This window comes from Mesorhizobium sp. B2-5-4 (assembly GCF_006441095.1).
GTDB classification, from domain to species: domain Bacteria; phylum Pseudomonadota; class Alphaproteobacteria; order Rhizobiales; family Rhizobiaceae; genus Mesorhizobium; species Mesorhizobium salmacidum.
Genome location: NZ_VFUR01000006.1, coordinates 105,251 through 127,637 on the forward strand (window position 1 = coordinate 105,251; position 22,387 = coordinate 127,637).

Here is a 22,387-nt window from a genome sequence, read left to right on the forward strand (position 1 = left end):
GTGTTGGCTTTCTGCCGATGACCAGTTCCGCGGAAATCATAGCAACGCTCGCACTGAAGCCGCATCCGGAAGGAGGCTGGTACGCGGAAACTTTTCGTGACGAAGCCGGCGGCGTGCGGGGTCATTCGACCGCCATCTATTTCCTGCTGGAACGGCACCAGCTTTCGGCCTGGCATCGGGTCAGGGACGCCGCCGAGGTCTGGCATTTTTATGCCGGTGCCCCGCTGGCGCTGTCGATGTGGGAAGAAGGCGGCGCCATTATCGAGCAGGTTCTCGGCATCGACCTCGCGGCGGGCGAACGGCCGCAAATCGTCGTGCCGGCAGGCTGGTGGCAATCCGCGCGCAGCCTGGGCGAGTGGACGCTGGTCGGCTGCACCGTCGCGCCGGGTTTCGATTTCGCCGCCTTCGAACTCGCCGAGCCGGGCTGGCAGCCCTAACCCAGCAGGAAACCCAGGGTAATCGCGAACTGGGCGGCGTAGTACAGCACCCAGACGGCGAGGCGCATCAAGGCACGCTGCGGTGATATGGCGGCGACCAGGAATTTCTCCGTGGCGAGCAGCCCGTCCGATGCCATGAACAGCATCACGCCGCCGATCACCCAGCTACTGTTTGTCGTCAGCGCCGACATGCCCATGGCCAGGATCGCAAGGATATAGGCCGCGATCGGACTACGCAGGCCGGGACCGACACGGCGCCAGAGCGCCGCCAGCATGACAATCGCGAACACCGCCATGGCCAGTGCAATCGCGCCTAGCCAGGATTCGGTGGCAAGCAACTCCAATCCGCCACCGCTACGCAGGAACAGCGCGGCATAGATGATGTGGGCGACGAGAAAGCTCGCCAGCCCGCCGAGAAATGCCTTTTCCCCGTCGCGCGACAGGAAGGCGTCACCAACCGCGCTCAGCGCAAGGGCGGCGACCAGCAGCAGCGGGCCGCCCTGGATTGCGGCGAGTACGGCGAGCATGGCCACGGCGAGCGTCTTTGCCGCCGAGCGGGCCAGCGTCGGCCGCATGCCAAGCGTGAAGGCATAGATCACCGCCGCCACCAGCGAAAAGATCAGCGTTGCATTGGCATTGGCGTCGATGCCGCCGGCAAACGGCATCGTCATGCCCTGGCTCCGCCTTCGGATGCCCCGGCCCCGCTTTCGGATGCCCCGGCTTCGCTTTCGGATGCCGCTGGCTTGCGCAAGAAGAGCGACTTTGCCGCCAGCGCCGCGCCGCCCGTGATGAGCACGCAGGCGGCCAGAATGCGCAACGAAGGCTCGGCGGCACCGGCCGCGATCAGCACCAGCGTCGACAAAAGCGGTGCCACGTAGCTTGCGGCACCCAGCACCTGGATGTTGCCGCGCTTGACGCCGATGTCCCAGGCATAGAAGGCAGCGCCCACCGGCATCAGGCCGAGCCCGAGCACGGCCAACCACTGGCTGGCGCCGTCAGGCAGCACTGTTTCCTCGAGCGCCAGGTGGCAGGCGAGCGACAGCACGGCGGTTGCCGCGCAGAACCAGGTGACGATGCTGGTCGGCACCGACGGGAAACGTCGCGACAGCAGTGAATAGGACGACCATAGCAGGGCGCAGACGGCGGCCATGGTATAGCCGAAGGCATAGCGCGCGTCGAAGGCCAAGCTGCCGCCCTTGGTGACGATCAGCACGGTGCCGGCAAGGCCGAGCAGCGCGCCGACGACATGATTCCAAGCCAGTTTTTCGCCCGGCATCAGCGCCGAGCCCAGCACGATCAGCAGTGGCCAGAGATAAGCAATCAGGCTCGCCTCCACCGCCGGCGCGTTGCGCAGTGCGGTAAAATAGAAGAAGTGGTAACCGAACAGGCCAGCAATACCGACCACCCAGACCTGGGGAGGGATTTTCTGGCTCCTATCTGTGGCCGGCATGAACAGTCGCGCGACAAGCCCTACGCCTGTGCCGATCGAGAAAGTGATCGCCGACAACAGGAATGGCGGCACCTTGCCGGACGCATCCGTCAGCAACGCGAGCAACGCCCACATGGCGACCGCCGAAAAGCCGATCAGTGTTGCGCGCCCCATTTTGTCTCCAGTGGCGCGCCCCATCCTGTCCCCGGTGGCGTGCCTTATTGTACTGCTTCGAACCGCCTGGCGCTGATGGTCAAGGTACCGATCTGCGTTCCGACCGTGGCGTGGATCGGCGCATATACGCCGGTTTGGCCAAGCGGTGCAAACGTCACCATCATGCGGCTTTTGTTCTTGAGGTAGTTGAGCGCCTTGCGGCCCTTGCGATAGCCCGCCACCGGCTCGAAACCCATCTGGCAGGTAACGGTGTCGCCCTTGTAGCCCGGCACCGAAATCGTTCCTTTCGAGGCGTAGGTCAGTGTCAGGTCCGCGCGCATCTCGCCATCATAGAACTTGACCTTGCGGCCGCAGACCTGGTCCAGGCTGTCGGCATGGATGACGGTGGCGGCCATCGGATCGAGCACCGATGCCAGGTCGCCGGCGCCGATCGGCACCCAGGCCTCGGGGTCGCGCTTGCCGGGGGCGGGGATGACCTGCGTCGAGGTCACGTTACCGTTGGTAAAGCGAATGTCGATCGAGGATGCCTTCTTGCCGGAAGTGTAGTCGGCACGGAATGCCTCCGGCACCATCTTCTGCCCGGAGATCGTACCCTTGGACGAGATCGTGCCCCGCGTGTCGTCGAACAGCTTGGCGAGACCCGCCGCGGAGACACTGCCTTCGATCGCGTAGGCGCCATTCTCATAGTGGCTGGAGAAAGTCGACTTCGCGATCGAGAGACCCAGAAACGACACCGTGTACTCGCCCTTGAACGACTGCGGCGAGGCAGCGGACGCGGCGGACGGCAAGGCGACGGCAAGCGCGGCAACAAGCGCGTGAGACGAACGAGGCATGGCGGGATCGGATCCTTGATTTTCGGCCGGAGGCGGGCGACTCCGGTCTGGCATGTCCCTGTGAGACCGCTTATAGGGTGAAATCCGGCCTTAATATGAAATGCCGGGCGCTTCCGTGGGGAAGCCGGAGCTTGACGCCTCGGTGAAATGCAACTAAGGAACGCCAACTTTTCCATAAGGCCGCCTGACCAGAACCGCGCGCCACCCGGCGTGGGCACAAAAGTTTGGCAGGCCACGAGAGAACTGAAGGTTAGAACCATGTCCCGCACCTGCGAACTCACTGCCAAGGCAGTCCAGACCGGCAACAATGTGAGCCACGCGAACAACAAAACCAAGCGTCGTTTCCTGCCGAACCTCGTCAATGTGACGCTGATTTCGGAAGCGCTGAACCAGAATGTGCGCCTGCGCATTTCTGCCAACGCGCTGCGTTCGGTCGAACATCGCGGCGGCCTCGATGCCTTCCTGGCCAAGGCCGACGTCAAGGAGCTGTCGCAGCGCGCGCGTCTCTTGAAGAAGCAGATCGCCAAGAAAACCGCCGAACAGGCTGCCGCTTAATTCGTCTCTCAGGCGGGGGAAAACCGCCCTGGCCAACCTCTTGTTGGCCACTGAGCATCGGATAGATCCGCAAGGTTCGACAACCCGATGCTCGACTACGAAGCGAGCGTGATCCGGTTTTCGGCAAAACGCTCCGCTGGTTCCATTACCCAGGATAAAAAAATGTCTTCCTTTTCGCGATACCTGCCCTTTGTGGCCGCCATGGCGCTTGTCGTCGTGGCTTCGAACATCCTCGTCCAGTTCCCCATGCGGGGCCAGATCGGCGGCCTGTCGCTCGCCGACGTTTTGACCTGGGGCGCCTTCACCTATCCCTTTTCCTTCCTGGTCACCGACCTTGCCAACCGCCGCTACGGACCTGCCGTGGCGCGCCGGATCGTCTTTGTCGGCTTCATGACGGCGGTGGTGTGCTCGATCCTCGTCCCGCCCTTCCTGTTCCGTCATGGCCTGATCGAGTTCGAGACATCAGCCGACCGGCTGGTGCGCATCGCGGCCGCTTCGGGCGCTGCCTTCCTGACCGCGCAGTTGCTCGATGTCACCGTGTTCAACCGGCTGCGTCGGCAGAGCTGGTGGCGGGCACCGATCATCGGCACGCTGGCCGGATCGGTGTTCGACACCGTCGTGTTCTTCGGTGTGGCTTTTTCGGCCGCCTTTGCCTTTGTCGGTCCAAGCGATAGTTTCGCGCTCGAAAGCGCCCCATTGATGGGCGTGTTTCATGTCGATGCCATGCGCTGGGTGTCCTGGGCGCTCGGCGACCTCAGCGTGAAGCTGATCATCGCCGTCGTGGCACTGATTCCCTACCGGCTGCTCGCCGCCCGCTGGAGCCAGCCGGCCATTGCCGCGGCCTAAGCGGTGATTCCCTGGATCCAGCTGGACTCCGCGAAAACGCCCGACGGCCAGCAGGAATTGCGGCTGAAACGGCGCGGTTCCGAATTCTCGATCATGCTCGGCACCAACGAGCTGATGAACAGCCGGCTGAACGGCTCCGAGGAAGCGCTGGCGAAACTGTCCTGCCAAAGGATTGCGGGCCATCGGCAGCCGAAGATCCTGATCGGCGGGCTTGGCATGGGTTTTACGCTGCGCGCTGCTCTCGCCGAACTGGGCGACAATGTCGAGATCGTTGTCGCGGAACTGGTGCCGGCCGTCGTCGCCTGGGCGCGCGGCCCAATGGCCGAGATTTTCGCCGGTTCGCTCGATGATTCCCGCGTCACCATCCGCGAAACCGATGTCGGCCAGTTGATACGGTCCGGGGCCGGAGCCTGGGACGCCATCCTGCTCGACGTCGACAATGGCCCCGAGGGCATCGTCCACAAAAGCAATGACGCCCTCTACAGCGTGGCTGGCCTCTCCGCCGCGCGTACCGCCCTCAAGCCGGGCGGCGTGCTGGCGGTGTGGTCGCAGGGACCTGATGCCGGCTTCACGCGGCGGCTGAAACAGACAGCTTTCGCCGTCGAGGAAGTCAACACGCGCGCCAACGGCAAGCGCGGCGCGCGTCATGTCATTTGGATAGCCACCAAAGCCTCATGATCTTGACCAAGATCGTCGGCAGCCGGGGCTAGTCTGACCGCTGAAGTTCGGCGGCAGGGGCCTCCAGCAGCCCGCGAGTCCCCTCCTCCCGTCCCTTGGCGGAATCGATGCCGTCGAAGAAAGCGCCCTGCTCGGTGTAGGTCAGCCTTGTGCCATCGCCTGAAGGCGTCAGCTCCACGGTGGTCAGCGATGCCGACATGGGCTGCGGCCCGACCGCCATCCTGTAGGAAAACACGATGCGCCGGTCGGCGACGATGTCCTGGAATTGCGCGTCGAGCCTGATCTCCGGGCCGCCGCCATAGCTGAAGCGAGACACCTCGCCGCCGCCGACGCGAAAGTCGAAGCTGAACTCGGCAACGGCAAAACCATCGCCTTCGATGCGCCAACGCCGCGCCGTCGCTATCTCAATTGTCAAGTCCAGACTAAAGTTTTTTCGCAAACACGGTCATGGTCGATAAACTCATTCAGATTTAGTGGTCTGTCAGGGAGAACGCTGGGATGGCCGACGCATGGACCAAATCGCCAATAGGCGTGCGGCGGAGCTGCCACTCAATCCTGGTGCAGAATGAATTCCAGATAGAGATTGCGCTGCAGGATCGACTGGTTGTCGTCGGAGATCAGCGAAACCATCAGCGCGCCGTCATCGCGGGTCCAGACGTCTAGCCCTTCCATATTGTCGATCTGGTAGCCCATGTCGGCTTGCAGCAGCACCGGCCCGTCGGCAACGGCGCCCTTCTCGACGCTCTCTCCATAAATGCGCCGCAGCCGCATCTTGAGGCCGCCCGTCATGGTGAAGCTGCGCTCCAGCAGCAAAAGGTCGCCATCGGGCAGAAAGGCGCCATCGGTGATGTCGAAATCGCCGCTGCGCTTGACTGTGAAGACGCCCTTGCGCGGCCCTTCGATGATGGCGGCGTAGATGTTGCCGGTCTTGTCGAGGCTCCTTTCCGAGACCACGACAAGGCCGCCTCGATGCTGGCCGTTGGCATTTGAATGGGTGACTGTCTCGAAGCCGCGGTTCTGCCGCAGGTCCCGCGCCGGCACCAGGAAATCCAGCTGCCTGAACGGCGCCTTCATGTTGTCCGGGTCGATCCTGAACTGGACGACGCGGTGGTTGCGCTCGAAACCGACGGTGGCAATGCCGTCCTTGACCGCGAGGCCCTCGGCATCGATTTCCCGTTTTTCGTCGATCGGCTGGCCGCTCTGGTCGACCATTTGCTGCATGCGAAATTTCTGGATACCGACGGGTCGCCCGTCGGCGTCTCGGGCCACCGAGCCGAAGAACCAGTAACCGGTATCGGCCACACCGATGAAATCGCTGCCGGCTTTCAGAAACCGGAAGGCCGACAGCGCGCCGAAATCGTGTGATGGCGAGGTCATCTCCAGCCCGCCGACGAATTCGAGTTGGCCAACTGCTTGTCGGTACCGCCAATATGGAATTCGGTGATCGGGCGGGCCGAGATTGCGACAGGCTCAACTGCGGCCGAGCCGGCCGAACCGGCTGGCGCCGAAGCCATGCCGGCAAGCAAGGCGATGGCGGCGAAAAGCGTGTCCCGAAGCCCGCGCCGCGAAAGGATCATCCGGCGCGTCGTGTGCCGCCGCGCCGCGTATCCTTCGCGCTTTCCTCGGCAAACAACGAAGCCAGTTGCTCGGTCATGGCGCCGGCCAGTTCCTCGGCATCGACGATGGTGACGGCGCGCCTGTAATAGCGGGTCACGTCATGGCCGATGCCGATGGCCAGCAGTTCGACCGGCGAACGGGTCTCGATCAGCTCGATGACGGCGCGCAGATGGCGTTCGAGATAATTGCCCGGATTGACCGACAGCGTCGAATCGTCGACCGGCGCGCCGTCCGAGATCATCATCAGGATCTTGCGCTGTTCGGGCCGGGCGATCAGCCGGTTGTGCGCCCACAGCAGCGCCTCGCCGTCGATGTTTTCCTTGAGCAGGCCTTCGCGCATCATCAGGCCGAGATTGCGCCGCGCCCGCCGCCAAGGATGGTCGGCCGACTTGTAGATGATGTGGCGCAGATCGTTGAGCCGGCCGGGGTTCGGCGGCTTGCCGTCCTTCAGCCATTTCTCGCGCGCCTGCCCGCCCTTCCATGCCCGCGTGGTGAAGCCGAGAATCTCGACCGAGACGCCGCAGCGCTCCAGTGTGCGCGCCAGGATATCGGCGCAGGTGGCGGCGACGGTGATCGGCCGGCCGCGCATCGAACCGGAATTGTCGAGCACCAGCGTCACCACCGTGTCGCGGAATTTGGTGTCGCGCTCCTGCTTGAACGACAGCGGCTGCATCGGGTCGATGACCACGCGCACCAGCCGCGCCGGGTCGAGATAGCCCTCTTCCAGGTCGAAATCCCAGGACCGGTTCTGCTGCGCCATCAGGCGGCGCTGCAGCCGGTTGGCGAGCCGACCGACGACGCCCGACAGATTGGCGAGCTGCTTGTCGAGGAAGGCGCGCAGCCGGTCGAGCTCTTCCTCTTCGCAAAGCTCCTCGGCGCCAACCGTCTCGTCGAAAGCTGACGTGTAGATCTTGTAGTCGATTTCCTTCGGCAGATTGGTGAAGGGATTGTCGTTGCGGCGTGCCTCGCCGGGTGTCTCGGCGTCGGCATCGTCATCGTCGGACAGATCGTCGGCCGTTGCGTCGGAGGCTTCGGTCTCCGCCGATTGCTCGTCGTCTGCCGACGCCTCGGCATCCTCGGACTGCGACTGCTCGGAGCCGGAATCGTCTTCGCCGCCCTCCTCGCTCTGTTCCTCGCCTTGCGGCTGGTTGCCGTCATTGTCCTCGGAGTCTTCGGTCTCCTGGTCGTCGCCGAGTTCCTCGGCCATTTCCATGGAGGCGAGCATCTCGCGCACGACGCGGGCGAAGGCCTGCTGATCCTCGAGCTTTTCCGACAGGCCGTCGAGGTCGGCTCTGGCTTTCTCCTCGACCCAGGGCCGCCAGAGTTCGACCAGCCGCTCGCCGCTCTTCGGCACCGGCCGGCCGGTCAGCTTTTCGCGCACCATCAGCGCGAGCGCCTCCTCGATGGGCGCGTCGGCCTTGTCCTTGACGTCGACGAGGTTGGCCTTGGTGTATTTATCCTCAAGCATCGAGCCGATATTGTCGGCGACGCCCTGCATGGCGCGGCTGCCGATCGCCTCGACGCGAGCCTGCTCGACCGCATCGTAGATGGCGCGGGCGGCCTTGCCTTCGGGCGCCAGCTTGCTGTGGATGCGAACATCATGGCAAGCGCGCTTCAACGCCATGGAATCGCCGAGTCCGCGGGTGATCGCGATGTCGGCTTTCGATGCCTTCTTGGGCAGTTCGGGCAGGCGCGCGCGGCTGCCCGCCAGCGCCGGCCTGTCCTTGGCGAAGCCGACTTCCATCTCCTTGTCGCCGGCGATGGCGCGCATGCAGACGGTGACGGCGCGCTTGAAGCTGTCGGCTTCAGACCCCGTCTTCGACTTGTTGCGCGTGTTGTCGCCTGGACCCGCCATCGAGGCTCTGCTTAGCCCAGCACCACGTTGGCCGCGCTCTCTGGCAGATCCTGGCCGAAGGCGCGCTGGTAGAACTCGGCGACCACCGAACGTTCCAGCTCGTCGCACTTGTTGAGGAAGGTCAGCCGGAACGCCATGCCGACATCGCCGAATATTTCGGCATTCTCGGCCCAGGTGATGACGGTACGCGGGCTCATCACCGTCGACAAATCGCCATTGATGAAGGCCGAGCGCGTCATGTCGGCGACGCGCACCATCTTGTTGACGATGTCCTTGCCTTTGGTGTCGCGATAATGCTTGGCCTTGGCGAGCACGATGTTCACTTCATTGTCGTGCGGCAGATAATTCAGCGTGGTGACGATCGACCACCGGTCCATCTGCGCCTGATTGATCTGCTGGGTGCCGTGATAAAGGCCGGTAGTGTCGCCCAGCCCGACCGTGTTGGCGGTCGAAAACAGGCGGAATGCCGGATGCGGGCGAATGACCCGGCTCTGGTCGAGCAGCGTCAGGCGGCCGGACGATTCCAGCACGCGCTGGATGACGAACATCACATCCGGACGGCCGGCGTCATACTCATCGAAACACAGCGCGACATTGTGCTGGTAGGCCCAGGGCAGGATGCCGTCGCGGAATTCGGTGATCTGCAGGCCGTCCTTGACGACGATCGCGTCCTTGCCGACAAGATCGATACGACTGACATGGCTGTCGAGGTTGACGCGCACGCACGGCCAGTTGAGGCGGGCGGCGACCTGTTCGATATGGGTCGATTTTCCGGTGCCGTGATAGCCCGAGACCATGACGCGGCGGTTGTAGGCGAAGCCGGCGAGGATCGCCAAGGTCGTCGCCTTGTCGAACAGATAGTCGGGATCGATGTCGGGCACATGCTCTGATGTCACCGAATAGGCCGGCACCACCATCTTGGACTCGAAGCCGAATTTCTCCTTCACCGACACCGTCGTGTCGGGCAGATTGGCGATGTCGCGATCGACCTTGTTCATATCTCTCAACGTCTCCACGGGCGAAACGTCGCGTTGCGCCGGCAATCCATTTTGTTCGGGGGCGGTCTTAGAGCCTTTTCCAACCTTATGAAAGTTGGAAAACGACACAAACCATGGGGTCGCTCAGCACAGGCCTGCCTGTTTGAGCACGCGATAGGCCTGAAGCACATCGCGGAACCGGTCTTCCGAACCTCTGTCGCCGCCATTCGCATCCGGATGGTGACGCTTCACCAGTTCCTTATAGCGCGCCTTGATGTCCTTGCCAGTCGCCTTTGTATCAAGACCAAGCGTTTCCAGCGCCTTGGCCTCAAGGGGCTTGGCCTTGCGCTCGCGTGCCTCGCGCGGATCCTTCGGCCCCTTGAACAGGTCGAACGGGTCGCGCATGCGGTTGTAGTAGCCGGCGCGGCCGGAGCGCATCTGCGCCATATCGGGCGAGGAGCGTGTCGAGGCGCCGTTGACGCCCATCTTCCAGGTCGGCCGATGGCCGGTCATCGCTTCCTTCTGGAAGCGGGCGACCTCGGTGTCCGGCACGCCGGAGAAGTAGTTGAAGCCCTTGTTGTACTCGCGCACATGGTCGAAGCAGAAGCGGAAATACTCGCCCTCCTTCATGCGCCCGACAGGCGCGCGATGCGTGCCCGCCTCCTTGCAGCCATCCCACTGGCAAATCGGCGCGTGCGCCTTCACCTCCGCGTCCTTGTCTGGACGGACGCGAATCTTCTCGAAATATTTGGGATACGGCTTCATCTCACCCATTTATGGGGCGTTCGCAGATGCGAAACAAGAATTGACATTTTCGCGATCATCGCCCTAACCGCTGAATCGCGGCTTAAAGCGGGCGAATGACCGATTTTGTTGTACGCCGGCGGCCTGGTGAAACCGATTTTCGGTTTTCATGGCGGCGAGCCAGCCATATGTGGTGAAGGGAAAAGACGATGTCCATACAGGCGACCATGGAAGACAAGCTCAACAAGGCATTTTCGCCCGAGCGGCTCGTCATCCTCAACGAAAGCCATCTCCACGCCGGCCATCATCACATGGAATCCGGTCACCACACAGAATTCGACGGCGCCGGAGAGACGCATTTCCGGGTCCGCATCGTCTCTCGAAGTTTTACGGGCATGAGCCGCATCGACCGTCATCGCGCCGTCAACCAGCTTCTGGCCGACGAGTTGAAATCGGGCGTGCACGCCCTGGCGATCGAGCCCGCGGCGCCCGGCGAACAGACGCGCTGGTAGGCCAAGCTGCGAGCCAGCCCTGCGCCTCTCATGCTGCGTTTAAATGACCGCTTCGATCAGAAACGGCCCCGGTCGAGACAAGGCAGCGTCGAGCAGCGCGTCGAAACGTTCGCAGCTATCCGCACGCGCCGCCTCCACGCCCATGCCTTTGGCCAGCGAAACCCAGTCCAGCGCCGGATGGTCGAGATCGAGCATGCGCCTAGCATTCTCGCCGATCGCGTTCACGCCGACATTACGCATCTCGCCATGCAGGATCGCATAGGTGCGGTTGGAAAAGACGATCGTCAGCACGTCGAGATGTTCCCGCGCCTGCGTCCATAGCCCCTGCACCGTGTACATGCCGCTGCCATCTGCCTCGAGATTGATCACCTTGCGGCCGGGACAGGCGATCGCCGCACCTGTCGCCAGCGGAATGCCGCCGCCGATCGACCCGCCCGTGCCCATCATGTAATCATGCGGCGCGGCAAAAGCCGACAGCGCGAAGAAACGTCGCGCCGAGGTGACGGCCTCGTCGCAGACTATCGCGTCGGCCGGCAGCTTTCTCGCGACGGACAGCGCAATGGCATCTTCCGTCAGCCGGCCATTCGGCGTTGCCTCGTCAGGGAAGGCAGTGGCAACCGCCGTCAGCTGTGACCGCTTGACGCCCAGTTCGTCGCGAAGCGCTTCCAGCGCCGCATGCAAGTCTTGCCCATGGGCTGCGAGCGTCAGCACCTGGCAGTCACCACGGACAAGCCGTCCCGGTTTTCCCGGATAGGCAAAGAAGGCGACCGGCTCCTTTCCGCCGACCAGCACAAGGACATCGATATCCCTGAGCATCGCCGTCGCCGCGTCGACCGGATAGGGGATGCGCGTCGGCGCGACACGCCCGCGCCCGCGCTGCATCCGGGCGATCAGGACCTCGCTGAACAGCCTGACATCGCAGGCCGTCGAAATCTGGCCGGCGATTTCAAGAGCATCGGCCCGTGCCGCCCGCCCCCGGACGACCATGCCAACACGGCCCGGAGTCGCGCGGATCGCGGTAGCGATCGTTCGCACGGCCTCCATGCCGACGGCTGGCGGCGATGCGAGTTCCACCTTGCCGGGCGAAACCGCGTTGGCGTCGCCCCATGCGGCATCAGCCGGCAGGATCAGCGTCGTGACGCCGGGCGGCGTCAGCGAGGCGCGAAAGGCCGCCTCCGTGGCCGGCTGGACATCGGCGGGCCCTTCGATGCGTCGAACCCAGTTGGACATCGGCGCCGCGAGGCCTTCGATATCGCTGGTCAGCGGCGCGTCGAGTGGCAAATGGTATGAGGCGTGGTCGCCGACGATGTTGATCATCGGGCTCATGGCGCGCCGGGCGTTGTGCATGTTGGCAAGACCATTGGCCAGCCCCGGCCCGGTATGCAGCAGCGTCGCGGCGGGACAGTCGGTCATGCGCGCATAGCCGTCGGCCGCACCGGTCACCACGCCCTCGAACAGGCCAAGCACACAACGCATCTCGAGCTTACGGTCGAGCGCGGCGACAAAATGCATTTCGGATGTGCCGGGATTGGCGAAGCACACCTTCACATCATTGGCCAGCAGCACGTCGCACAGGACATCGGCGCCATTCATGCAAGTTTCTCCCATTCACGAAGAGCAGTTGCACCCGCGGATGTCCGCACGGCAATATCCCGCCGCCGCTTTTGGCATGATCCAGCCACAGGGCGCCGCGGCGGTCAGCATGTCTCCATCCCTGCCGAAATCGCGGTCGATCTCCAGATCGCAAGAGTCTCCGCGGACGCTGCGAGCGCTCAATCAGGACGGGCAGCCATTCGGGCTGGAGCGATGCCAGGATTTTGATGCCAGATGCACGCGCGTCGACGGAACAAACAATGCCTTCCCGCAGTTGAATGGGTGGGCCCCGCCAGAATGGCTCTGAAGGCAATGATCATGCGTGAGAACCCATCCGACGTCTTCCACCTGTTTTCGGAAATTTATGCAAACGCCGCCCAGGAGGAGATAAGTCTCCAGCAATATCTGCTTGCCTGCCGCGAGGACAAGTCGATGTATGCCTCGGCGCCGGAACGAATGGTCGAGGCGATCGGCGAGCCTGACCTGGTCGACACCAGCAAGGACGAGCGGCTCGGCCGCATTTTCTCGAACCGGACCGTCAAGATATATCCCTCCTTTTCCGATTTCTACGGAATGGAGGATACGATCGAGCGCATCGCCGGATATTTTCGCTATGCCTCTCAGGGCCTCGAGGAGCGCAAGCAGATCCTTTACCTCCTAGGCCCGGTCGGCGGCGGTAAGTCCTCCTTGGCCGAACGGTTGAAGAAATTGATGGAGGAGCGCCCGATCTACACGCTGAAGGTCGGCAACCAGATCAGTCCGGTTTTCGAATCGCCGCTTGGCCTGTTCCATCCGGATCGCATGGGCGATCTCCTGGAGGACAAATACGGAATAGCCCGGCGCCGCCTGAACGGGCTTATTTCGCCATGGGCGGCCAAGCGCCTCGACGAATTGTCCGGCGACATTTCCAAATTCAGCGTCGTCAGACTGATGCCGTCGCGGCTGCGCCAGATCGGCATTGCCAAGACAGAGCCTGGCGACGAGAACAATCAGGATGTCTCAGCCCTGGTTGGCAAGGTCGACATCAGGCAATTGGAAAATTTCAGCCAGTCCGACCCCGACGCCTATTCCTACAGCGGTGGACTGAACCGGACGACGCAGGGTCTGCTCGAATTCGTCGAGATGTTCAAGGCGCCGATCAAGGTGCTGCATCCATTGCTGACGGCGACCCAGGAAGGCAGTTACAACGGCACCGAGAATTTCGGTGCCTTTCCCTACCAGGGCATCATCGTTGCCCATTCCAACGAATCCGAGTGGCAACAGTTCAAGAACAACAAGAACAATGAGGCGTTTCTCGATCGCATTCTCGTGGTCAAGGTGCCGTATTGCCTGCGCATCACCGAAGAAAGGCAAATCTACGAAAAACTGCTGCGCGAGAGTGAATTGGCCGCCAGCCCCTGCGCGCCCGAGGTGTTGGACATCCTCAGCCGGTTCAGCGTCTCGACGCGCCTTGCCGAGCACGACAATTCGCCGCTGCACACCAAAATGCGCGCCTATGACGGTGAGAACCTGAAGGAAGTCGACCCGAAGGCGAAGTCAGTCCAGGAATATCGCGACGCCGCCGGCGTCGACGAAGGCATGACCGGCGTCAGCACGCGCTTTGCCTTCAAGATCCTGTCGCAGACGTTCAACTATGACACCGCGGAAGTGGCCGCCGATCCGGTGCATTTGATGTACATACTGGAAGAGGCGATCAAGCGGGAGCAGTTTCCGAAGGAGATGGAAGCGGCCTATCTCGAATTCATCAAGTCGGAACTGGCCGCCCGTTACGCCGAGTTCATCGGCCACGAAATCCAGAAGGCCTATCTGGAGTCCTATAGCGAATATGGCCAGAACCTGTTCGACCGCTACATCGCCTATGCCGATGCCTGGATCGAGGACCAGGACTACAAGGACCCCGATACCGGCCAAATCCTAAACCGCGAGGTTCTGGACAGCGAATTGTCGCAAGTCGAAAAGCCGGCAGGCATCGCCAATCCGAAGGATTTCCGCAACGAGGTGGTGAAGTTCACGCTGCGTGCCCGGGCGCGCAACCACGGTCGCAACCCGTCATGGACGAGCTACGAGAAGCTGCGCGAGGTGATCGAAAAGCGCATGTTCGGCCAGGTCGAGGACCTCCTGCCGGTGATCAGCTTCGGCTCCAAGCAGGACAGCGTCACCGAAAAACGGCACAGTGAATTCGTCCAGCGGATGGTGGAGCGCGGTTATACGGAACGGCAGGTCCGCCGGCTGGTCGATTGGTACATGCGGGTGAACAAGGCGGGCTGAGAGCAGCCCGAATGGTTGCATGCCGATCTTTATCGACCGTCGCCTCAATCCGAAGGACAAAAGCCTTGGCAATCGCCAGCGCTTCCTCAGGCGTGCCCGCGAGGAACTCAAGCGCAGCATTCGCGACCAGATCCGCGCTGGGCGGATCGCCGACGTGGACGCGGACCATGTCGTGCCGATGCCCGAGAGAGGCACCGGCGAGCCGACCTTCAACGACGCCAGGGACACCGGCCGGCGCCGGCACATTCTGCCGGGCAACAGGCAATTCGCCCAAGGTGATCTGATCCCCAAGCCTGGCCAGGGCGGAGGCAAGGGCGGTTCGTCACCGGGAAACACCGCGTCCGAGGACGACTTTCGTTTCGTCCTGTCGCGCGAGGAGGTGCTCGATCTTTTCTTCGAGGATCTCGAACTCCCCGACCTGGTGAAGCTCAATCTCAAGGAGATCCTTGCCTTCAAGCCACGCCGGGCGGGTTTCGCGGCCACCGGTTCGCCGACCAACATCAATGTCGGCCGCACGATGCGCAACAGCCACGGCCGCCGCATTGCGCTCAGGCGCCCCAAGCAAGCGGCGGTAGATGCGATCCTGCAGGACCTCGCCTCGCTGGAGGCCGCACGGCCCAATGCTCAGACGCGCGAGCGCATCGCGGCCCTCAAAGAGGAGATCGAGCGGCTGGAGCGCCGACGCCGGCGGATTGCCTTCGTCGACCCGGTCGACATCCGGTTCAACCGCTTCGACCCGCGCCCGGTGCCGAATGCGAAAGCGGTCATGTTCTGCCTGATGGATGTGTCGGGCTCGATGGGCGAGCGCGAGAAGGACCTTGCCAAGCGCTTCTTCGTGCTGCTGCACCTGTTCTTGAAAAGACGTTATGAGCGCACCGAAATCGTCTTCATCCGCCACACGCACGAAGCGCAGGAGGTGGATGAGGAAACCTTTTTCTACTGCACGCAAAGCGGCGGCACCATCGTTTCCACGGCACTCGAGGAAATGCATCGCGTCATCGAGCAGCGTTATCCCGCGAGCGAGTGGAACATCTACGCCGCCCAGGCCTCGGACGGCGACAATTTCGCCACCGATTCCGAGCGCTGCATCGCCCTGCTGAATGGCAAGCTCATGCGCCTGTGCCAGTATTTCGCCTATGTCGAGATCATCGACGAACGCGAGAGCCACATCTTCGGCGCGACCGAAAACGGGACGTCGCTCTGGCGGGCCTACAGCGCCATTGAGTCAAACTGGCCGAACTTCCAGATGAGCCGAATAGCCACGGCCGCCGATATTTATCCTGTCTTTCGTCAGCTCTTTGCCAAACAGCCCGCGCTCCGGAAGAGTGCCTGAGGGGAAACCATGGCCAGGACAGCCAGCAAACCGGGTTTGCTCTTTTCCGGATCCGACTGGGATTTCCAGAAATTGTCGCAGGCTTATGAGGCGATCGCGGCAATCGCCGTCGAGGAGCTCAAGCTGGACACCTATCCGGTGCAGATGGAAATCATTTCTTCGCAACAGATGCTCGACGCTTATTCATCGGTCGGCATGCCGCTGATGTATCGTCATTGGTCGTTCGGCAAGCATTTCCTGTACCAGGACTTTCTCTACCGCAAGGGCGGCCGGGGGCTGGCCTATGAACTGGTCATCAATTCCAATCCCTGCATCGTCTACCTGATGGAGGAAAACACCATGGCCCTGCAGGCCCTGGTGACGGCGCATGCGGCGCTCGGACACAATCATTTCTTCAAGAACAACCACCTTTTCCAGCAGTGGACCGACGCCGGGGGAATCCTGAGCTACCTGGAGTTCGCCAAGGGCTACATTGCCCGATGCGAGGAGCGGCACGGATTGTCAGCCGTGGAAAGCATTCTCGATAGTGCCCACGCGCTCATGGAGCAAGGCGTGTTCCGATATCACAGGCCGCCAAAGCTGTCGTCCGAGCGGCAGCGTGAAGGGCTGCGCGAGCGCCTGGAATACGAAGAGCGCTCCTACAACGATCTATGGCGCACGCTGCCTCCTTCACATGACACCAGCAAGACGGAGAAGAAGGATGAGGGCCTGACGGAGCGGAAGAAATCGCTCAACCTGCCCGAGGAAAATCTGCTCTATTTCCTCGAGAAGAACAGCCTTGTCCTGGAGCCGTGGCAGCGCGAGATCATCCGCATCGTGCGTGTCGTTGCGCAGTATTTCTATCCGCAGCGGCAAACGCAGGTGATGAATGAAGGCTGCGCCACCTTCGTGCACTACACCCTCATGAACGCATTGTTCGACCGCGGTCAGATCAGCGAGGGCGCCATGCTCGAGGTCCTGCGCAACCATTCCAATGTGATCTTCCAGCCGGCCTTCGACGACCCCCGGTTCTCCGGTATCAACCCATACGCGCTCGGCCTCGACATGATGCAGGACATCCAGCGCATTTCGATCGAGCCGACGGCGGAGGACCGCGACTGGTTTCCCGACATTGCGGGCCGCGGTGACTGGCGCGACGTGCTGCTGGACGCATGGGCTAATCACCGCGATGAATCCTTCGTCCGCCAGCACCTCAGCCCAGCCCTGATACGGAAATGGCGGATGTTTGTCCTGGCCGACCAAGCCGACGACTCGCATTACGAGGTCGCCTCGATACACAACGAGCGCGGCTACCAAAAGATACGTGCCGCGCTGGCCCAGAGCTACGACATCGGGGCGAACCGGCCAGATATCCAGGTAGTGGACGTCGACCTGCTCGGTAACCGGCATTTGCGGCTCCAGCACAAGGTGAAGGAGGGCGTACTGCTCGACAATGGCAGCCGCGACGCGACCCTGCGCCATATCCGGAGCCTCTGGGGTTACGAAGTCAGCCTGGCTTCGGTCGACGCCGAAACCGGTGCGACACTTAACGAACGCTCCAGCAATGACTGCTGAGTTTCGGCCTCGGGCCGCATCGTAGGCTGTCGAGCGGAACGAGTGGAACATGCTCCGCGGGCAGGCTGGGTGAGCTCAGCCGACCGTCGATTTCAGGAACGCCAGCGCCGCTATGGTCAGCGCATCATCACCCTCGCCGAAGTCGCGGTTGATCGACGTGTGCGTATAGGCGCTACCGTCGAACAGCGTCACATCAGTGCCGCTGGCGCGCAGGCGCTCGGCAAAGGCCGTGGACTGCTCGCCGCGACCATCGGCGCGAGAATAGGCGATGAACGTCGGCGGATGCTTGCGACCATCCACATAGCTCGCCGGCGACAGCACCGCCCATTGCGAAGGATCGGAAAAGACCCGAGAATAGGCCCGCACCATGCCGCCATTTTTGGCGAGGGCGGCAAGATCATAGGCTCTGGTATCGTCTAGAAGCAGCCCGGCAACGCCGGGCAATTCGCCGCGCATGCCGGTCAACGCAATCAGATGGCAGCCGGCCGAATGGCCCATGCCGACGATGCGGTTGGGGTCGCCGCCATGTTGGGCGATGTTGGCCCTGACATAGGCATAGGCTTTCTCGACGTCGCCCGCCTGGGTGGCGACATCCGCCTGCGGCAGCATGCGGTAGTCGATGGAGACGAAACAGAAGCCGTTGGCGAGCAGGAAGGCCGGCTTGGCGTTTACCTGGCTGCGTTTGCCGAACCGCCAGGCGCCGCCATGGACGAAGAAGACCACCGGCAGGTTTCTAGCGCCATCGGGCGCATAGATGTCGAGCTTGGCGGGACCATAGTCGAAGGTTTCGGGCGATGGCTTGTCCTGTGCCGCCAACACGCCGGCAGGCAACAAGGTGGACATCGAAGCCAGGAGCAGGGTTCGCCGATCGATCGTCATCGGGGAAAGAATGCATCCCGGCGGGCGGGAGTTCCAGTGAGGATCGATAAGGCGACGGCTCAAGAGCAACTCCAGGAAAAGTGCGTAGCGGTGGAGCGGCTCGGCGATCCCATCAAGCACTGAGCCGCTCAACTATCGCCGGCCGGCCGGATCCTGACCCTGGCAATCCGGTTCTTGTCGCGTTTCATGACGACGAAGCGCTTGCCGTGGAACGTAAAAGCCTGCTTCTCCTCGGGGATCGATTGCGCCTCGTGGATGACGAGGCCGGCTATAGTGGTCGCCTCTTCGTCAGGCAAGTTCCAGTCGAGCGCCCGGTTGAGGTCGCGGATCGGCACCGTGCCTTCCACCACGACGGAACCGTCGGCCTCCTGCTTGACGCCCTGGATGTCGACATCGTGCTCGTCGGCGATCTCGCCGACGATCTCCTCGATGATGTCCTCCAGCGTCACCAGCCCCTCGACCTCGCCATATTCGTCGACGACGACGGCGAAATGCGCCTTGCGGCGCAGGAACGCATTGAGCTGTTCCTGCAAGGTCGTGGTGTCGGGCACGAACCAGGGTTTTGACGCGATCTTCATCACATCGATCTGCGAAAAATCGTTGCCAACCTCGTTCAGCGCCCGCAGCAGATCCTTGGCGTGCAGCACGCCGACGATGTTGTCGAGCGAGCCTTTCCAGAGCGGCATGCGGGTATGTGGGCTCTGCAGGATCTCGCGCACCACCGCTTCCGGCGCGTTGTCGGCATTGACCGAGCGCATGTTGGTGCGGTGGACCATGACGTCGGACACTTCAAGCTCCTCGAGATCGAACAGACCGCCGATGCGGTCGCGGTCCTCGCGCACCATCTGCCCGTCGCGGCGGAAATCGTCGACCGCGCCGCGCAATTCGTCCTGGCTCGAGCGCGGCGGCTCGATGCGCGACAGTTCATAGCCGAACATGGCAAGCAGGCGTGTGCGCACGGCAGCGACCAGCACGACGACAATGGTAAGGACGGCGACGACGACCCAGCCAGTGTCCATCTCAGCCGGCTTTCCGGCTGGCTGGGTGGCTTTCCCTGAGGAACGACAGCACTTCCGAGGCCGGCACGTCCTTGGCGATGAAGGCCTGGCCGATGCCGCGCGTCAGAATGAAGGTCAGCGCGCCGCGCGACACCTTCTTGTCCTGCGTGATGAATGAAAGCAGGGCTTCGGCATCTGGCAGTTCGCCCGGGATATCGGCCATCCGCCTCGGCAGCCCGACGGCACGCAGATGCGCCTCGACGCGGGCCGCGTCGTCGGGGCTGGCGAGATTGAGCCGCGACGAGAACCGGTGCGCCAGCGCCATGCCGATGGCCACCCCTTCGCCATGGACAAGGCGAGCGCCGTCATACTGCGTGGCGGCTTCCAGCGCATGGCCGAAAGTGTGCCCGAGATTGAGCAAAGCGCGGTCACCGGTCTCGAACTCGTCGCGGGCAACGACATCGGCCTTCGCGCGACAGGCCTCGGCAATGGCCTCGACCCGTTCCGGTCCGCCGGCGAACACCTTTTCCCAGTTCGCTTCCAGCCAGGCGAAGAATTCCGGCCGGTCGATCAGCCCGTATTTGGCAAGCTCGGCATAGCCGGCGCGGAATTCGCGGATCGGCAGCGTGTCGAGCACTTCGGTGTCGGCCAGCACCAGCTTGGGCTGGAGGAAAACGCCGACGAGGTTCTTGCCGCGCGGGCTGTTGATGCCGGTCTTGCCGCCGACCGAGGAATCGACCTGCGCCAGAAGCGAGGTCGGAACCTGCACGAAATTCATGCCACGCCGCACGATGCCAGCGGCAAAACCGGTGAGATCGCCGATGACGCCGCCGCCAAGCGCGATGACGACGTCGCCGCGCTCCAGCCTGGCCGCCAGGACGCCATCGACCACCGCCTCGAGATGGGCAAAGCTCTTGGTCTTCTCGCCGGGCGGCATCGTGATGACGGCCGGCGAGATACCACCCGTCTCGAGCCCGGCCTTCAGCGCATCGAGATGCGCGGCGGCGACGTTCTCGTCGGTCACGACGGCGGCGCGTGTGCCGGGCAGCCGGCGCGAAATCTCGGCGCCGGCGCGCGACAGCAGGCCCGAGCCGATCAAGATGTCGTAGGCCCGGTCACCCAGACCGACTTCGACGGTGACTGGCTGATCCGCGCTCATGTATCGACCTCACCCGTCGCGGCTATCGCATCGATGCCGAAATGCCGGCACAGCGCCTCAAGCACCTCGGCCGCGATGACCTCCTTGCGATCGTCGCGGGTCGGCACGGTGATGGCAGAGGTGGCATAGACCGGATAGCGTTCCCCCATCAGCCGCTCCAGCACGGCGCGGGGATCCGCGCTTTTCAAAAGCGGCCGGTTCTGCTTCTTGGAAACGCGGTCCATCAGAAGGTCGAGCTCGGCCTTCAGCCACACCGACACGCCGTGCGTGGCGATGGCCTCGCGCGTCTGCGCGTTCATGAAGGCACCGCCGCCGGTCGACAGAACCTGCGGGCCGTTTTCAAGCACGCGCAGGATGACACGCTGTTCCAAAGCCCGGAACTCGGTCTCGCCATAGCGCTCGAACAGTTCCGGAACGGTCATCCGCGACACGCTCTCGATCTCCTGGTCGCTGTCGATGAAAGGCAGCGAAAGCATCGTCGACACCTTGCGGCCGATCGCCGTCTTGCCGGCGCCCATCAGCCCGACAAAGACAATGGACCGGCCGCCCAGCCGGCCAAGCAGCGCGGCATGGGTCTCGCCTGGAGGATTTGCCTGTAACGCGTTCATCAGCTGTTTCTTGGGCCCTCTTTGCCGGCGTATCGACATGAAAAGCCGGTTTGCGTCAAGCGTGCCGAGTGCCTTGGGCTGATATGGACAGGGCGACGCTCGCATCAGAAGTTGCTAACAGGGCCCCGCTTCTTCCTTGAATTGGCCGGATTGGCGTCCCATAAGGGCACAGGGTTTGGAAACGCAGAACAAAAAGACGGGCGAGAATTGATGCCGACACTGTTTCGCTTTGTCGTGACCCTCGCGATTCTGACCGGCATTGCCTATGGTACGATGTTCGCGCTGGTGATGTTCGTCGAGCCGAAAAAAGCGGAAATGAGCGTGCGTATTCCGCCGGAAAAGCTCAATCCTAAGAAAAACTGAATCCCAAAAAACTGACTCGGAACCGCCTCAAGGAAATGAACAGCGCCGCCCGCATCGAGGCCTTCCTGGAAATGATGAGTGCCGAGCGGGGGGCGGCCGAGAATACGCTTTCCTCCTATCGCCGCGATCTGGAGGATGCTTCCGACGGGATCGATGGCGGACTTGCCCGCGCAGGTGCCGCCGATATCAGGGCCTATCTCGACGAGATTGCCGCGCGCGGCTTCGCGCCGACCTCGCAGGCGCGCAAACTGTCGGCGATCCGCCAATTCTTCAAGTTCCTCTATGCCGAAGGTCTGCGCGGCGATGACCCGACCGGCACGCTTGACAGCCCGAAAAAGGGCCGCCCGCTGCCCAAGACGATGAGCGAGGCCGAAACCGGCCGGCTGATCGACCGCGCCGCGCACGAAGCAGGCGATGCCGGGCTCGCCCACGCCGACAGGCTGGCGGCGCTGCGCCTGCATGCGCTGGTCGAAGTGCTCTACGCCACGGGTCTGCGCGTTTCCGAGCTGGTCGGCCTGCCGGTGACGGTGGCGCAACGCGACGACCGTTTCTTCATGGTGCGCGGCAAGGGCGACAAGGAACGCATGGTGCCGCTGTCGGCCAAGGCGCGCGCGGCGATGCGGAGCTGGCTTGGCGCTCGGGCCAAGCTGCCCGCCTTCGCCGACAGCCCGTTTCTGTTTCCGGCGGCATCCGACAGCGGCTATCTCTCGCGCCAGGTCTTTGCCCGTGATCTGAAAGGATTGGCGGCACGCGCCGGCATTGCCTCGGCCAAGATCTCACCGCACGTGCTGCGCCATGCTTTCGCCAGCCACCTCTTGCAGAACGGCGCCGATCTCAGGGCCGTGCAGCAACTGCTCGGCCATGCCGACATATCGACGACACAGATTTACACCCATGTGCTGGAGGAGCGGCTGGTGCGGCTGGTCAACGATCATCATCCGCTTGCCGACTAGGCCTCATATCGCTATGTGAGGA

General features: G+C 62.9%; 22 protein-coding genes and 1 pseudogene. 10 read left to right on the top strand and 13 right to left on the bottom strand.

The genetic code is table 11. From position 1 onward, the window contains the following. Positions 1-17: 17 nt before the first annotated feature. Positions 18-437, top strand: coding sequence for a cupin domain-containing protein (locus FJ492_RS09495; RefSeq protein ID WP_140503331.1), 420 nt, complete (start codon positions 18-20; stop codon positions 435-437). Here the strand turns inward: FJ492_RS09495 and FJ492_RS09500 are convergent. The 3 genes from FJ492_RS09500 to FJ492_RS09510 are packed head-to-tail and all read right to left on the bottom strand — an operon-like array spanning position 434 to position 2,873. Then, positions 434-1,108, bottom strand: a complete 675-nt coding sequence (locus FJ492_RS09500) for a lysoplasmalogenase family protein (protein WP_140769683.1) — start codon at positions 1,106-1,108, stop codon at positions 434-436. The two genes, FJ492_RS09495 and FJ492_RS09500, sit on opposite strands and share 4 nt — an antisense overlap. Beyond that, entirely contained in the window at positions 1,105-2,040 is a 936-nt protein-coding gene (locus tag FJ492_RS09505) for a DMT family transporter (protein ID WP_140769685.1), read from the bottom strand. The genes FJ492_RS09500 and FJ492_RS09505 overlap by 4 nt, the downstream gene beginning before the upstream one ends. 44 nt (positions 2,041-2,084) lie before the next feature. Then, the gene (locus FJ492_RS09510) at positions 2,085-2,873 is read right to left on the bottom strand and encodes a DUF3108 domain-containing protein (RefSeq protein WP_140769687.1); all 789 of its coding nucleotides are present in this window, start codon (positions 2,871-2,873) and stop codon (positions 2,085-2,087) included. A 258-nt stretch (positions 2,874-3,131) separates the two neighbouring features. Between FJ492_RS09510 and rpmB the strand changes: the two genes are divergently transcribed. From rpmB to FJ492_RS09525, 3 genes are all read left to right on the top strand, one after another. Next, a complete protein-coding gene (gene rpmB / locus FJ492_RS09515) occupies positions 3,132-3,428 on the top strand; it encodes a 50S ribosomal protein L28 (protein WP_027143515.1) in 297 nt (98 codons plus the stop codon). Positions 3,429-3,590: 162 nt separating this feature from the next. Continuing rightward, positions 3,591-4,274 (top strand): queuosine precursor transporter, encoded by a 684-nt coding sequence (locus tag FJ492_RS09520; protein ID WP_140712302.1) that lies wholly within the window; start codon positions 3,591-3,593, stop codon positions 4,272-4,274. A gap of 3 nt (positions 4,275-4,277) precedes the next feature. Beyond that, positions 4,278-4,952, top strand: coding sequence for a hypothetical protein (locus FJ492_RS09525; protein WP_140712304.1), 675 nt, complete (start codon positions 4,278-4,280; stop codon positions 4,950-4,952). Positions 4,953-4,980: 28 nt separating this feature from the next. Here FJ492_RS09525 and FJ492_RS09530 read toward each other — a convergent pair whose 3' ends face one another. From FJ492_RS09530 to FJ492_RS09550, 5 genes and pseudogenes are all read right to left on the bottom strand, one after another. Continuing rightward, positions 4,981-5,367 (bottom strand): SRPBCC family protein, encoded by a 387-nt coding sequence (locus tag FJ492_RS09530; RefSeq protein ID WP_246675954.1) that lies wholly within the window; start codon positions 5,365-5,367, stop codon positions 4,981-4,983. A 134-nt stretch (positions 5,368-5,501) separates the two neighbouring features. After that, positions 5,502-6,529, bottom strand: a pseudogene (locus FJ492_RS09535) (esterase-like activity of phytase family protein). Further along, complete coding sequence (gene cobT, locus FJ492_RS09540) at positions 6,526-8,424, bottom strand: cobaltochelatase subunit CobT (protein WP_140769689.1); 1,899 nt, start codon at positions 8,422-8,424, stop codon at positions 6,526-6,528. The pseudogene FJ492_RS09535 and the gene cobT overlap by 4 nt, the downstream one beginning before the upstream one ends. An 11-nt stretch (positions 8,425-8,435) precedes the next feature. Next, positions 8,436-9,422, bottom strand: coding sequence for a cobaltochelatase subunit CobS (gene cobS, locus FJ492_RS09545; protein ID WP_127276014.1), 987 nt, complete (start codon positions 9,420-9,422; stop codon positions 8,436-8,438). 123 nt (positions 9,423-9,545) lie between these two features. Next, positions 9,546-10,175, bottom strand: coding sequence for a J domain-containing protein (locus FJ492_RS09550; protein WP_032922426.1), 630 nt, complete (start codon positions 10,173-10,175; stop codon positions 9,546-9,548). Positions 10,176-10,354: 179 nt separating this feature from the next. Between FJ492_RS09550 and FJ492_RS09555 the strand changes: the two genes are divergently transcribed. After that, a complete protein-coding gene (locus tag FJ492_RS09555) occupies positions 10,355-10,657 on the top strand; it encodes a BolA family protein (protein WP_140503342.1) in 303 nt (100 codons plus the stop codon). Positions 10,658-10,696: 39 nt separating this feature from the next. Here the strand turns inward: FJ492_RS09555 and FJ492_RS09560 are convergent, their stop codons facing one another. Next, positions 10,697-12,250 carry an acetolactate synthase large subunit gene (locus tag FJ492_RS09560; protein WP_140769691.1) on the bottom strand — a complete coding sequence of 518 codons (1,554 nt, stop codon included), beginning with the start codon at positions 12,248-12,250 and terminating at the stop codon, positions 10,697-10,699. Between the two features lie 318 nt (positions 12,251-12,568). Between FJ492_RS09560 and FJ492_RS09565 the strand changes: the two genes are divergently transcribed. The 3 genes from FJ492_RS09565 to FJ492_RS09575 are packed head-to-tail and all read left to right on the top strand — an operon-like array spanning position 12,569 to position 17,405. Then, the gene (locus FJ492_RS09565; protein WP_140503346.1) at positions 12,569-14,518 is read left to right on the top strand and encodes a PrkA family serine protein kinase; all 1,950 of its coding nucleotides are present in this window, start codon (positions 12,569-12,571) and stop codon (positions 14,516-14,518) included. Between the two features lie 19 nt (positions 14,519-14,537). Then, the gene (locus tag FJ492_RS09570) at positions 14,538-15,851 is read left to right on the top strand and encodes a YeaH/YhbH family protein (protein WP_140769694.1); all 1,314 of its coding nucleotides are present in this window, start codon (positions 14,538-14,540) and stop codon (positions 15,849-15,851) included. Between the two features lie 9 nt (positions 15,852-15,860). Beyond that, positions 15,861-17,405: a SpoVR family protein gene (locus FJ492_RS09575; protein WP_140769696.1), complete on the top strand. Its 1,545-nt coding sequence runs from the start codon at positions 15,861-15,863 to the stop codon at positions 17,403-17,405. A gap of 75 nt (positions 17,406-17,480) precedes the next feature. Here the strand turns inward: FJ492_RS09575 and FJ492_RS09580 are convergent, their stop codons facing one another. From FJ492_RS09580 to FJ492_RS09595, 4 genes are all read right to left on the bottom strand, one after another. Then, positions 17,481-18,284: an alpha/beta hydrolase gene (locus FJ492_RS09580; protein ID WP_140769698.1), complete on the bottom strand. Its 804-nt coding sequence runs from the start codon at positions 18,282-18,284 to the stop codon at positions 17,481-17,483. A gap of 128 nt (positions 18,285-18,412) precedes the next feature. After that, positions 18,413-19,303: an HlyC/CorC family transporter gene (locus FJ492_RS09585; protein WP_140503354.1), complete on the bottom strand. Its 891-nt coding sequence runs from the start codon at positions 19,301-19,303 to the stop codon at positions 18,413-18,415. 1 nt (position 19,304) lies between these two features. Further along, on the bottom strand, positions 19,305-20,441 hold the full coding sequence (gene aroB / locus FJ492_RS09590; protein WP_140503356.1) for a 3-dehydroquinate synthase: 1,137 nt from the start codon (positions 20,439-20,441) through the stop codon (positions 19,305-19,307). Beyond that, entirely contained in the window at positions 20,438-21,049 is a 612-nt protein-coding gene (locus tag FJ492_RS09595) for a shikimate kinase (protein ID WP_140769700.1), read from the bottom strand. The genes aroB and FJ492_RS09595 overlap by 4 nt, the downstream gene beginning before the upstream one ends. A 210-nt stretch (positions 21,050-21,259) precedes the next feature. On the opposite strand from FJ492_RS09595, the gene FJ492_RS09600 reads away from it, so the two are divergent. Together FJ492_RS09600 and FJ492_RS09605 are read left to right on the top strand one after the other, a co-directional pair. Next, on the top strand, positions 21,260-21,412 hold the full coding sequence (locus tag FJ492_RS09600) for a hypothetical protein (protein ID WP_027143533.1): 153 nt from the start codon (positions 21,260-21,262) through the stop codon (positions 21,410-21,412). Positions 21,413-21,447: 35 nt separating this feature from the next. Then, positions 21,448-22,365 (top strand): site-specific tyrosine recombinase XerD, encoded by a 918-nt coding sequence (locus FJ492_RS09605; RefSeq protein WP_140769702.1) that lies wholly within the window; start codon positions 21,448-21,450, stop codon positions 22,363-22,365. The last annotated feature ends 22 nt before the right edge of the window (positions 22,366-22,387 follow it).